We start from the raw sequence: 11,853 nt of genomic DNA, 5'->3' as shown, positions 1-11,853 counted from the left end.
GCGGTACGGGGCGCGGGCGGGGCAGGGACGGTGGGCCGGCGGGCAACGGGGTGTCCGGGCGGCCGTTCAGTCCACCGGTACGTCCGGCAGTGCCTGGCGCAGGACGGTCAGCCCCGCGCCGAGCAGCCCCGCGTCGCGCCCGGTGACGGTGGTGGTGATCTCCAGACCCGCCGTGGCCATCGGCAGGCAGCGCTCGTAGAGCACACCGCGCACCGAGGCGACCAGTGGTTCCGCGGCGGCGAGCGCGCCGCCGAGGATCACGGCCTGGGGGTTGAAGAAGTTCACGACGACGCTCAGCACGGTGCCGATGTGCCGGCCTGCCGCGCGCACCAGCGTCGTCGCGTACGGGTCGCCGTCGGCGACCAGGCGCAGCAGATCGGCGGTGCCGTCGACGGCCGGACCCTGGAGCGCCAGCTCGCGCTGGAGCGCGGCGCCGCTCGCGACCGTCTCCAGGCAGCCGATGTTGCCGCAGGAGCAGGGCCGCTCCTCGGCGGCGTCGACCCGGACGTGGCTGATGTCGCCCGCCGCGCCGTTGGCCCCGCGGTAGGGACGGCCGTCGGAGATGACGCCGCAGCCGATGCCGCGGCCGACCTTGACGACCACCAGGTGCTTCAGGCCCTGCCGGGCGGTCAGGTGCTCGCCGACGGCCATCAGCGTGGCGTCGTTGTCGACGACGACCGGCATGCCGAGCCGCTGCGAGAGTACGTCCGCGAGCGGGTAGCGGTGCCAGCCCGGCATCCGCGACGGCGTCTGCACCCGGCCCTCCGCGTCCACCGGGCCGGGGAAGGCGATGCCCGCGCCCGCGACGGTGCGGCCGGGGGGGGGGGGGGGGGGGGGGCCGGCCCCCCGGGGGCCCCCCCCCCCCACCGGAATGCCGTGGAGAGGGGCCGGAACCTCCCTCATGCCTCGTGCGGGCGGAAGCGGTGCTCCGTGGGCGGCATGCCGTACGCCGTGCGGAAGGCCCGCGTGAACTCGGCGGCCCGGGGGAAACCCCAGCGGGCCGCGATCACATGGACGGGGGTCGCCGCGTGCGCGGGGTCCGCGAGGTCGCGGTGCGCGCCCTGGAGCCGTTCCCTGCGGATGTACGCGGCGACCGTCTCGCCCTCGCCCCGGAAGAGCCGGTGCAGATAGCCGCGCGAGATGTGGTGACGGTCCGCCACCAGCCCCGGCGTCAGCTCCGGGTCGTGCAGGTTCTGCCGGATGAACGCCTTGACGCGCAGCGTCAGCACCCGCGTCCGGGTCTCCGGCGGCTGCGCGGCCTCGTCCTCCGCCACGTGCGCGAGCAACGCGGCGACCAGGTCCGCCAGGACGGTGGCCAGCCGGGGCCCGTCCGAGAACCGGTAGGCGCCGGTGTCCGCGGCCAGCTGGGTGAGGAAGTGGGCGAGCAGCGCGCCCGGGCCCACCCGGCCCGACAGGTGGCGTCCGACAGCCCGGTCGACGGTGCGGGCGGGCAGCGGCAGCAGGGCCTTGGGGATCTCGATGCCCACCGAGGAGATCCGGCCCTCGCCCGTCCAGATCTCGTAGGGGCGCGACGAGTCGTTGAGATGGAAGTCGCCCGAGCCGTAGGTGTTCTCCTCCCGGCCCCAGGAGACCCCGGCGGCGCCGTCCCGCAGCAGCGAGAGGTGGTAGACCTCGGGGTCGTCCTGCCGGATCAGCTTCGGCGTCCGCAGGAACACCAGCTGCTCGAAGCGCGCGGGCCACATCGACACCGGCCCGAGGCCGATCAGCCGCTGCCAGGCGTAGAAGTCCGCGGCGCGCCCGCTCTCCAGCCGCATGGGCGCGTGGGTGGAGTTCATGCGCTCGCGCCAGGCGCCGAAACGGTCCTCGGGCGGCAGGTCCTCGCTCCGGAACACGGACTCGCGCAGTATGGCCCCCACCCCTCTCCCGGTCGCCCGGCTGCCCCTGACCCGCTGCGATTTTCGCACAGCTGATCGGTCGTTGGGCCTCTGCGACGCAGGGGCGCTCCGGGCCCGCCGTGGGCCGGTCACGGTCCGGCGGCCGTTGCCCCGGGCGGAGGGCTCCCCGCCGACACGGGCCGACGGGCGGAGGGCTCCCCGTCGGCGGGGCCCGTCAGCCGGCGGAGCCGTGTCGGCCCGCGGGGCCGGTCAGCCGGCCGGGTCGGCGGCGGACTCGGCGAAGGCGGGCGCCTGCGGATGGCCGAAGAATCCCGGCAGGCCGCCGCTGTGCAGGAAGACCGTCCGCTCGCCGGGCCGGACGTCGCCCGACGCGACCGCCGCGGCGAGACCGGCCAGCGCACGCCCCGTGTACGTGGGGTCGAGGACCATGCCCTCGGTGCGCGCCGCCAGCTTCAGCGCCGCTCGCACGGGGTCCGTGAGCGTCCCGTACCCCGCGCCCACCTGGTCCGTCCTGATCCGCAGGCGGGCCGGGTCCGCGTCGGTGAGCGCGGCCACCGCGGCGTCCGGCTCCGCCACCGCGCCCACATGCACGCCGAGCACCGCGTCCGGGCCCAGCGAGGTCACAAGACCGGCCATGGTCCCGCCCGAGCCCAGGGCCACCGCCACCGTGTCGAGGCCGGGGACCTGGCCGCGCAGCTCCTCGCCGCACCGCTCGTACCCCCGCGCCCCGAGCCGGCTCGACCCGCCGAACGGGATGAGCGCGGGCCGAGCGCCCGACGCCCGCAGCCGCGCGCACACCTCGCGCGCCGCTTCGTCGAGCCCCGCGGCGTCGACCTGCCCCGCCCACACGACGCGGGCGTTGAAGAGGCCGTCGAGCGCGAGGTTCCCGGAGTGGGACGCGCCGGGGCCGCCGGGGAAGACCAGTACGGAGCCGAGGCCCGTACGCGCCGCGGCGGCGGCGGTCAGGCGCGCGTGGTTGCTCTGTGGCGCGCCGGTCGTCACCAGCGTGTCGGCCCCGTCCGCGAGGGCGGCGCCGACCGTCCACTCCAGCTTGCGCACCTTGTTGCCGCCCCCGCCGAGGCCGGTCAGATCGTCCCGCTTGATCCACAGGTCGCCGGCCCCGAGGCCCAGCGCCGCCGCGAGCCGCGGCGCACGCTCGACAGGGGTCGGCCAGCTGCCGAACTCCACCCGGTCCGACACGCCCGTCCCCGCTCAGACCGTGGTCTGCCTGCGGGGGAGCTTCCAGTTCGGCCGGGGGAAGTGGCAGGTGTAACCCTCCGGATACCGCTCCAGGTAGTCCTGGTGCTCCGGCTCCGCCTCCCAGAAGTCGCCGACGGGCGCCACTTCCGTGACGACCTTGCCCGGCCAGAGGCCGGACGCGTCGACGTCCGCGATGGTGTCCTCGGCGACCCGCCGCTGCTCGTCGCTCGTGTAGAAGATCGCGGAGCGGTAGCTCAGGCCGATGTCGTTGCCCTGGCGGTTGAGCGTGCTCGGGTCGTGGATCTGGAAGAAGAACTCCAGCAGATCGCGGAAGGAGGTCTTCGCGGGGTCGAAGATGATCTCCAGCGCCTCGGCGTGCGTGCCGTGGTTGCGGTACGTCGCGTTCGGGGTGTCACCGCCCGAATAGCCGACGCGGGTCGAGATCACTCCGGGGAGGCGCCGGACCAGGTCCTGCATTCCCCAGAAGCAGCCTCCGGCGAGGACTGCGCGCTCGGTCGGTTGCGTCATCTCTGCTCGTCTCCCCTTGATTGGTTCCGGGTCGTCCCGGGCCCTGTCTTCAACCGTACCCACAGCCGGAATATGCCCGTCGTGGCCGGTCGGGGGCGGGGCTGCCGTGACGGGCCCGCCGTCAGGGCCGCTCGCCGAGCAGCCAGGGGCGGATCTGCTTGCGGGCGTGGTGCAGCCGCGACTTGACCGTCCCCACGGGGATGCCGGTCCGCTCCGCGATCTCCGCGTAGTCCATCTGACAGATGTCCCGGTAGACGAGCGGTGCCACCAGATGCGGACTGTCCCGTTCCAGCCGCTCCAGCGCGTCCAGCAGGTCGAGCCTGGAGCCCGCGATCACGCTGGTCGTGCGCGGGTCGGGGCCGCTGGTGTCGGTGTCCGGAAGCGGGTGTTCCGACGCCCGCCGCTTCAGCTCGCGGTACTTCTGACGCGCGCAGTTCGTAACGATCGTGTAGAGCCACGTACTGAATTTGCTACGGCCTTCGAAGCGCCGGATGTTCCTCGACACCTGGAGGAGCACGTCCTGCGCGGCCTCCTCCGCGTCCTCCCGGAAGGGCAGGAACCGGCCGCAGCGCCGCACTACGTCGGGTTGGATGTCCCGCAGCAGTGCGTCAAGGGCTTCTTCGTCGCCGGCGGCGGCACGTGCCGCCAGCTCCTCTGTGTCGTACGAGTAGGTCACGGGGCCTGCACGGATCGCTCTGTCACCCGGGCATGATAACCACATGTCCCGACCAGAGCTGATCGGCCGCTACCGCATCGAACGGCGCCTTGGCACCGGCGCCTTCGGTGTGGTGTGGCTGGCCCACGACGACCGTCTCGAAGCCCCCGTCGCCGTCAAGGTGATGGCCGACAACTGGGCGTACCGGATGGATGTGCGCGAGCGCTTCCTCGAGGAGGCCCGCCTGTTGCGCAAGGGAACGTCCGCCGGGGTGGTACAGGTCTTCGACGTCGGGGAGCTTCCGGACGAACGCCCTTATTTCGTCATGGAGTACGCGGACCGCGGCACGCTGGAGGACCGCATGGCCGCGGGCGTGCCGACGATCGCCGAGTCCCTCGCACTGACCGCGCGCGCCGCCAGGGGCGCCGCCGACCTGCACGAGGCCGGCATCGTGCACCGCGACATCAAACCGTCCAACGTCCTTCTGGCGAGCGGCTCCGAGGGGCAGGAGCGGGTGCTGCTCGCCGACCTCGGCCTCGCCAAGAACCTCGCGCAGGCGTCGGGCCTCACCGTCGTCGCCGGCTCCGCCGGTTACATGGCGCCCGAGCAGGCCGAGCCGTTCGACGGCATCGACGCCCGCGCGGACGTCTACAGCCTGGGCGCCGTGCTGTACCACCTCGTCACCGGCTCCGTGCCGGGGCCGCCGGGCAAGGTGCTGCCGCCCGCGAAGGTGCGCCCCGACGTGCCGAAGGACGTACAGCGTGCCGTGCTGCGGGCCATGGAGAGGGACCGGGAGCGGCGCTGGCCCACGGCCGGCGCGTTCGCGGACGAGCTGGAACGGCTGGCCGGCCGGGCGGCCGGCGAGCGGGGCAGGCCCGCTCGCCGGTCCCGCTCCCGCACGGTCCTGGCCGGTGTGGCCGCCCTGGCCGTGGTGGCGGGCGGCGGGACCGCGGCGACCGCGCTCCTGCGCCACGGCACCCCGCCGGCCACCGAGCGTGTCACCGACACCACCGGCCGTGTCAGCGTCGCCGTGCCGAGGTCCTGGGGCCGCCAGATCGTCGACTCCGGCTGGTCGCCCGCCGGCCTCGGCCTGAGCGGCGGCCACCAGCCGGGGCTCACCGTCGCCCAGGACGTGGCGGAGTGGCCGGATCTGGGCAGCGAGGTGAGCGGGGTCTTCGTCGGGGCGTACGGCGGGAGCGCCAAGGACCTCGCGGCGAAGGCCGCGGCCGTCAAACACCGCTCGTGTTCGTACCGGGGCAGCCGCTCGTTCTCCGACGCGGCGTGGCGCGGCACCGTCCGCACCTGGACGTCCTGCGGCGGGTCCGGCCGGGACCTGGACGAGGTGGCGCTCGCCCCGGCGGCCGGCCGGCCGCCGGAGGTCTATGTGCAGGTGCGCTACAAGGCCGGCGACTCCGGCACGGCGACCACGGACCGCATCCTGCGCAGCCTGAGGGTGACGGCGTAGCGGCGCGCCGACGGCCAGGACGTCCGACGGCCGGATCGGTCTGTGTGGAATGCGCGCGATGCCCGGGGTGTGCACCATGGACGGGACGCACGAACGGACGGGAGTGCATGCCATGGCGGAGAACCTGAGGCGGCGGCGCACGGCGGGGATACGGGGCGCGGGCCCCTCCAAGGCCCGCCTGGGCATGAGCGCGGTGGCGCTGATGGCGGCATCGGGAGCCGTCCTCGCGGGCTGCGGGAGCGCGGCTCCCTCGTCGTCGCGCGAGGTGAGCGGTACGGTCCGCCCCGCGGCGGACGGCGCGAGCCCGTCGGCGTCGGCGGGCGGTGCGAGCCCCTCGGCGTCCGGGGGCGGTACGGCGTCCCCGGGCGGTGCGGCGTCCCCGGGCGGTGCGACGCCGTCGGCGCTCGCCTCCGGCGACGGCACCTCGGCGGCCACGCGGCAGCCCGCGTCGTCGCGGGCGCCCTCGGGCGGGCACACGACGAGGCAGCCCGCGTCGTCGCGGGCGCCCTCGGGCGGGCACACGACGAGGCCGGGCGGCCATGCGGCGGGCGGCCGCTGCCACACCTCGGACCTCAAGGCGTCCGTGGGCCCGAACGACCCGGGCGCCGGGCAGGAGAACTTCGCGCTGGTGCTCAGGAACACCTCCGGCCACACGTGCACGGTCACCGGTTTCCCGGGCTTCGCCTTCGTCGACCGCTCCGGCAAGCCGGTCGCCCCCGATCCGCTACGGCAGGGCGGAAGGAAGCAGGTCGTGCGGCTGGCTCCCGGGCACAGCGCCTGGGCCGCGCTCGGCTTCCCCAACCCGGAGATCGTGGGCGGCGCCACCGTCACCCCGGCGGCCGTGAAGATCACGCCGCCCGACGAGAAGGCGTTCCTGAGGGTGGCGTGGTCGGGCGGACCGGTGAGCAAGCACCCGCCGGCCACCGCCGCCTCACACGTCGGCCCCTTCCAGCCGGGCACGGGGCCCGGCACGCCCCGCTGACCCGCCCGCGCAGGCCCGGGCCGCTCCTGGAAGCCCGGGCCGCTCGGACCGTCCCGCGTGAGGACCACCACCGAGTGACCCGCCGGGCAGCCCCGGGGGGGGCGGGGAGAACTCCCGGGGCCCCCGTCCTCATCCGACGCGCCGCAGGGCGTCCGGCGTCAGGTCGGCGAGAGACGGGTAGCCGTCCACGGCCATGATCAGATCGGCCTCGGCGAGCAGTGTCCGCAGGACGTGCACCACGCCGTCCGTACCGCCGAGCGCCAGCCCGTACGCGTACGGCCTGCCGATCCCGACGGCGGTCGCGCCGAGGGCGAGGGCCTTCACCGCGTCGGCGCCGCTGCGCACCCCGGAGTCGAACAGGACCGGCAGTCCGTCCGCCGCCTCGACCACCTCGGGCAGCGCGTCCAGGGCGGCCAGCCCGCCGTTCGCCTGCCGTCCGCCGTGGTTGGAGCAGTACACACCGTCCACCCCGCCGTCGCGGGCCCGCGCCACGTCCTCGGGGTGGCACAGGCCCTTGACGATCAGCGGCAGGCGGGTGAGCGACCGCAGCCACGGCAGGTCGTCCCAGGTCAGCGGGGCGCCGAAGACCTGGGTCCAGCGCAGGACGGCGGACCCGGGGTCCTCCTCGGGCGCCCGGTCGAGACCCGCCCTGAACACCGGGTCACCGAAGTAGTTCGCGAGGCAGTGCCCGCGCAGCTGCGGGAAGTTGCCCGTGCGCAGATCGCGCGGTCGCCAACCGGTCACCCAGGTGTCGAGCGTGACGACGATCCCCTTGAACCCGGCCTTCTCGGCGCGCTCCACCAGATGTGCCGCGAGGTCGCGGTCGGTGGGCGTGTAGAGCTGGAACAGGCCCGGCGTGTCCCCGAACTCGGCGGCCACGTCCTCCAGTGGATCGGCGGAGAGGGTCGAGGCGACCATCGGCACCCCCGTACGGGCGGCGGCCCGTGCCGTCGCCAGGTCGCCGTGGCCGTCCTGGGCGCATATCCCGATCACCCCGATCGGCGCCATGAACAGCGGCGACGCGAGGCGCATCCCGAACAGCTCGACCGTCAGGTCCCGCTCCTTGGCACCGACGAACATCCGCGGCACGAGCCCCCACCGGGTGAACGCGTCGACGTTCGCGCGCTGCGTGTGCTCGTCGCCCGCGCCGCCCGCGACGTACGACCACACGGAGGCGGGCAGTGCGGCCCGCGCCCGCTCCTCCAACTCCCCGTGCTCCATGGGGTAGTCGGGCAGCACACCGCCGAGTGCCCGCAGATAGATCTCGTCCTGGAAGGAGCCGAACGCCTGTGTCATGTACCGTCCTTCGCGCCGCTGCCTGTCGTGTGTTCCGTGCGCGGGTGCCGCCCGCCCGGACGATCAGCATGCTGCTGCGGCGTCGCGCTTGAGGCAAGGGGCAGGGCCGCCGGCGCCCGCGGCCCTGCCCCCGCGGCCGGCGCCGCGCCCTCCGCGGCATCGCCCGGGACGAGGGCGGGCCCCGCACAGGGCCGCCCCCGGGGCGCCGATGCGCCCGGTGCCGGTCAGGGGCGTGACGTGGGCGTCTGCTCCCGGGTCAGGCCCGGGTCGGTGACGGCGACGTCACCGGTGATCGACTCGATCTTCGCCATCAGATCGGCGTCGAGCCGCACGCCCGCCGCCTTCACGTTCTCGGTGACCTGTTCCGGGCGGGACGCTCCGACGATGGCGGAGGACACGTTCGGGTTCTGGAGCACCCAGGCGACGGCGAGCTGCGCGAGCGAGAGACCCGCCTCGTCGGCGAGCGGGCGCAGCCGCTGGACCCGCTCCAGCACCTCGTCCCGCATGAAGCGCTTGATCGTGTTGGCGCCGCCCTTCTCGTCGGTCGCCCGCGAGCCGGTCGGTGCCTGTTTGCCCGGCTCGTACTTGCCGGTCAGGACGCCCTGCGCGATCGGCGACCAGACGATCTGGCCTATGCCGAGCTCCTCACAGGTCGGCACGACCTCGCTCTCGATGACGCGCCAGAGGATCGAGTACTGCGGCTGGCTGGAGACCAGTGGGATGTGGAGCTCGGCGGCGAGGGCGTGCGCGCGGCGGATCTGGTCGGCGGTCCACTCCGAGACGCCGATGTAGTGCGCCTTGCCGGAGTGGACCACGTCGGCGAAGGCCGCCATGGTCTCCTCCAGGGGCGTGAAGGCGTCGTAGCGGTGGGCCTGGTACAGGTCCACGTAGTCCGTCTGGAGGCGGCGCAGGGAGTTGTTGATGGACTCCATGATGTGTTTGCGCGACAGTCCCCGGTCGTTCTGCCCGGGCCCGGTGGGCGCGAAGAGCTTGGTGAAGATCTCCAGGCCCTCGCGGCGCTCGTCCTTGAGCGCGCGCCCGAGCACGGACTCGGCGCGGGTGCCCGCGTAGACGTCCGCGGTGTCGAAGGTGGTGATACCGGAGTCCAGGGCGGTGCGGACGCAGGCCAGCGCCGCGTCCTCCTCGACCTGGGAGCCGTGGGTGAGCCAGTTGCCGTAGGAGATTTCGCTGATGCGCAGGCCGCTGCGTCCGAGATGACGGTATTCCATGATGATCACCCTAGATCCGCCCCGCAGGCCGCAGAAGGCATGGGCGGGGGTTCCGCTGCCGGCCGCTGCCGGTTTGCGCACCGTGCGGCCCCTGAAGAAAAGGCGCCGTGACGTGCCGCGACGGGTGTGCGGGCCGCCGGTTCCCGGGAGACGGGTCCGCCGGCTGCGGGGGCCGGGATCGCGCGTTCCGGAGAGATGGGCGCGACCCCTTCCCATCTCGCAAGGTCACTTGTAAGGTTTCGGCAACTGAAATCAAGATTGCAGAGGCTCCGGGTTCGCCCACCGCCTCGCAGTCACCGAGTTCCGGGAGGGACCATGCTGGCCGAACGCATCGCCACGTGCTCCTCCGGCTTGTCGCGCACAGACCGGCTGATCGCGGACCACCTCCTCGAATGCATCGAGGACGTGCCCTTCCTGCGGGCGGCCGAGATCGCCGACCAACTCGGGGTGAGCGCGGCGAGCGTGACCCGCTTCGCCCAGCGCCTCGGGTTCGACGGCTATCCACACCTCCAGGACGCCGTACGGGGCGACCTGCGCGCCGTGCTCGCGCCCCCCTCCGCGCCCACCGGCGGCGAGGGAAGATACGCCCGCATCTGGGAACGCGAGACACGCAACCTCGAACAGCTCAGAGAGCTGCCCGACGACGTCCTCGACACCGCCTCCCGGATGATCGCGGGGGCGCGCCACGTGTGGCTGCTCGGGGGCCGCGCCTCCGAGTCGTCCGCCGCGGCGCTCGCCTTCTCGCTCGCCCGGGTGCGGGACGGGGTGCGCCGGGTGACCTCGGCCGTACTCCACGACTACCAGCCCCTGCTCGATGTGGGTCCCGGCGACCTGCTCATCGCCTTCACGTTCCGCCGCTACACGCGCAGTACCGCCGAGATCGGCCGGATGTTCGCGGCCAGAGGCGTGCCCGTCCTGCTGATCACGGACGACGGGAGCCCCTCCCTCGCCAAGGACGCCCAGCTGGTGCTGCGCGTCTCGGGCAAGGCGTCGGGCGGTCTGCCGTCGACCACCGCGGCGGTCAGCCTCGGGCTCGCGCTCACCCTCGGTGTCGCCGGGCACCTCGGGTCGGAGCGACTTGAGGCGGGCGAGCGGATCAGCCGCGAGATGGACATCTTCGAGGGGTAGGCCGCCCGGACGGGCCGCGCACACCCCGCGCGCGGCGGGCAGTGTGTCTGAACGGCGGTGCGGCCCCGTCCGTCCGCGCACGGGCACCGTACCGGCGCCGCTACGGCGGTCTCGACCGTGTTCGCGGTGGTGCGCGTGGTGTGCGCGTCCCCGTGCGGTGTGACCACCGGAGTACGCCGCACACGCCGGCCGTTCAGCCACCCGACAGCCCGTCCGTACCGGCCCCCATCCCTTCGACTCTTCAACTCCCCACCCGTACGTACGAAAAGCACCGCACGACACCCCTACGCACAAGAGCACCGCACGACACCTCTACGCACGAGAGCACCGCACGACCGAAGCGTGCCACCGCACCGGCGGCCCCGGGCACACCACACCCCGCACACACCGCACCACCCGGTGGGGGCCACCGGCGTACCCCGGTTCCGGTGCCACGGGACAGCGGAGCCACCGCGGTGGAGTGACAGCACAACGACACCGGAACGAAACGGAGTCCACGATGGCAGACGAACCCTCCCGCACCGGCGGCGAAGGACCGCACGGGACCGAGGCCCCCTGGCAGTGGGACGAACCCACCTGGCGCGGCCACGTCGAGCGCGTGCGCGCGGGCCGGTCCCTGGTACCGGATGCCTGGCCCGGGGGCGCGCGCGTCGCGGTGGCGCTCTCCTTCGACTCCGACCACGAGACACCGGCCCTGCGGGACGGTGAGGTCCGGCCGGGCAAGCTCGCCCAGGGCGAGTACGGCTCCCGCGTCGCCGCGCCCAAGATCCTGCGGCTGCTGGAGCGGCACAACGCGCCCGCCACCTTCTTCATGCCGGCCGTCTCCGCGCTGCTCCACCCGGAGGAGGCCAGGTCCTACGTGGCATGGGGCCACGAGATCGGCATCCACGGCTGGATACACGAGCGCAACATGCAACTGCCGCCCGACGCCGAGCGCGAACTCCAGCTGCGCAGCGCCGACACCCTCGAACAGGTCACCGGCGCACGCCCTGTGGGCATCCGCACACCGTCCTGGGACTTCTCCGACCACACTCTGCGCATCATCCGTGACATGGGGCTCCTGTACGACTCGTCGCTGATGGCCGACGACGATCCGTACGAACTCGTCGAGAACGGCGAACCCACCGGTGTGGTGGAGATTCCCGTGGAGTGGATACGCGACGACGCCCCCTACTTCATGATGGACCGCTACGCGGGCCTGCGCCCGTACACACCGCCGCGCTCCGTACTCGGCATCTGGCGCGACGAGTTCGACCAGGCCTACCGGGAGGGCGGGGTCTTCCAGCTCACCATGCACCCCCACTTCATCGGCCACCGCTCCCGCCTGGTCGTCCTGGCCGAACTGCTCGACCACATCGCCGCGCACCCCGGCGTCTGGTTCACCACCCACGCGGACCTCGCCCGCCACGTGGCCGAGCGGGCCCATCCGGCCGTCGCCTCCCACACCACCACACCGTCCCCGCGCGCACCCGCATCCGAAGGCCCGCGCACACCCGCTCACGGAGGATAGAGAC

11 protein-coding genes are annotated in these 11,853 nt (G+C 73.7%); 4 read left to right on the top strand and 7 right to left on the bottom strand.

Translation table 11 applies throughout. The features are described 5' to 3' along the window. Window positions 1-66 precede the first annotated feature (66 nt). The 5 genes from LCE31_RS13075 to LCE31_RS13055 form a co-directional block, all read right to left on the bottom strand. Window positions 67-756, bottom strand: a complete 690-nt coding sequence (locus LCE31_RS13075) for an ROK family protein (RefSeq protein WP_308042247.1) — start codon at window positions 754-756, stop codon at window positions 67-69. Between the two features lie 143 nt (window positions 757-899). Then, window positions 900-1,868: a helix-turn-helix domain-containing protein gene (locus tag LCE31_RS13070; RefSeq protein ID WP_225014391.1), complete on the bottom strand. Its 969-nt coding sequence runs from the start codon at window positions 1,866-1,868 to the stop codon at window positions 900-902. Window positions 1,869-2,105: 237 nt separating this feature from the next. Beyond that, window positions 2,106-3,056, bottom strand: a complete 951-nt coding sequence (locus LCE31_RS13065) for a pyridoxal-phosphate dependent enzyme (RefSeq protein ID WP_225014389.1) — start codon at window positions 3,054-3,056, stop codon at window positions 2,106-2,108. Between the two features lie 12 nt (window positions 3,057-3,068). Further along, window positions 3,069-3,584, bottom strand: a complete 516-nt coding sequence (gene msrA, locus LCE31_RS13060; RefSeq protein ID WP_225014388.1) for a peptide-methionine (S)-S-oxide reductase MsrA — start codon at window positions 3,582-3,584, stop codon at window positions 3,069-3,071. Window positions 3,585-3,705: 121 nt separating this feature from the next. Further along, on the bottom strand, window positions 3,706-4,260 hold the full coding sequence (locus LCE31_RS13055; RefSeq protein ID WP_225014387.1) for an RNA polymerase sigma factor: 555 nt from the start codon (window positions 4,258-4,260) through the stop codon (window positions 3,706-3,708). A gap of 43 nt (window positions 4,261-4,303) precedes the next feature. Between LCE31_RS13055 and LCE31_RS13050 the strand changes: the two genes are divergently transcribed. Together LCE31_RS13050 and LCE31_RS13045 are read left to right on the top strand one after the other, a co-directional pair. Then, window positions 4,304-5,704: a serine/threonine-protein kinase gene (locus LCE31_RS13050; protein WP_225014386.1), complete on the top strand. Its 1,401-nt coding sequence runs from the start codon at window positions 4,304-4,306 to the stop codon at window positions 5,702-5,704. A 112-nt stretch (window positions 5,705-5,816) separates the two neighbouring features. Beyond that, window positions 5,817-6,686, top strand: a complete 870-nt coding sequence (locus LCE31_RS13045) for a DUF4232 domain-containing protein (RefSeq protein ID WP_225014385.1) — start codon at window positions 5,817-5,819, stop codon at window positions 6,684-6,686. 129 nt (window positions 6,687-6,815) lie between these two features. Here LCE31_RS13045 and LCE31_RS13040 read toward each other — a convergent pair whose 3' ends face one another. Both LCE31_RS13040 and LCE31_RS13035 read right to left on the bottom strand, forming a co-directional pair. Then, window positions 6,816-7,982, bottom strand: coding sequence for an alpha-hydroxy-acid oxidizing protein (locus LCE31_RS13040; protein WP_225014384.1), 1,167 nt, complete (start codon window positions 7,980-7,982; stop codon window positions 6,816-6,818). Window positions 7,983-8,206: 224 nt separating this feature from the next. After that, complete coding sequence (locus LCE31_RS13035) at window positions 8,207-9,211, bottom strand: aldo/keto reductase family protein (protein ID WP_225014383.1); 1,005 nt, start codon at window positions 9,209-9,211, stop codon at window positions 8,207-8,209. Window positions 9,212-9,526: 315 nt separating this feature from the next. Between LCE31_RS13035 and LCE31_RS13030 the strand changes: the two genes are divergently transcribed. Together LCE31_RS13030 and LCE31_RS13025 are read left to right on the top strand one after the other, a co-directional pair. Beyond that, on the top strand, window positions 9,527-10,339 hold the full coding sequence (locus LCE31_RS13030; RefSeq protein WP_225014382.1) for a MurR/RpiR family transcriptional regulator: 813 nt from the start codon (window positions 9,527-9,529) through the stop codon (window positions 10,337-10,339). Window positions 10,340-10,838: 499 nt separating this feature from the next. After that, the gene (locus LCE31_RS13025; RefSeq protein WP_225014381.1) at window positions 10,839-11,849 is read left to right on the top strand and encodes a polysaccharide deacetylase family protein; all 1,011 of its coding nucleotides are present in this window, start codon (window positions 10,839-10,841) and stop codon (window positions 11,847-11,849) included. The last annotated feature ends 4 nt before the right edge of the window (window positions 11,850-11,853 follow it).

This window comes from Streptomyces sp. 8L (assembly GCF_020176795.1).
GTDB lineage: Bacteria > Actinomycetota > Actinomycetes > Streptomycetales > Streptomycetaceae > Streptomyces.
Note: the sequence above shows the minus strand (reverse complement) of the source record. Positions and strands in the feature narration are given on the sequence as shown.

Excerpts from the sequence above, each read along its gene's own strand:
- msrA (WP_225014388.1), bottom strand. The coding sequence starts at position 3,584 with ATGACGCAACCGACCGAGCGCGCAGTCCTCGCCGGAGGCTGCTTCTGG.
- LCE31_RS13050 (WP_225014386.1), top strand. The coding sequence starts at position 4,304 with ATGTCCCGACCAGAGCTGATCGGCCGCTACCGCATCGAACGGCGCCTT.
- LCE31_RS13045 (WP_225014385.1), top strand. The coding sequence starts at position 5,817 with ATGGCGGAGAACCTGAGGCGGCGGCGCACGGCGGGGATACGGGGCGCG.
- LCE31_RS13040 (WP_225014384.1), bottom strand. The coding sequence starts at position 7,982 with ATGACACAGGCGTTCGGCTCCTTCCAGGACGAGATCTATCTGCGGGCA.
- LCE31_RS13035 (WP_225014383.1), bottom strand. The coding sequence starts at position 9,211 with ATGGAATACCGTCATCTCGGACGCAGCGGCCTGCGCATCAGCGAAATC.
- LCE31_RS13030 (WP_225014382.1), top strand. The coding sequence starts at position 9,527 with ATGCTGGCCGAACGCATCGCCACGTGCTCCTCCGGCTTGTCGCGCACA.
- LCE31_RS13025 (WP_225014381.1), top strand. The coding sequence starts at position 10,839 with ATGGCAGACGAACCCTCCCGCACCGGCGGCGAAGGACCGCACGGGACC.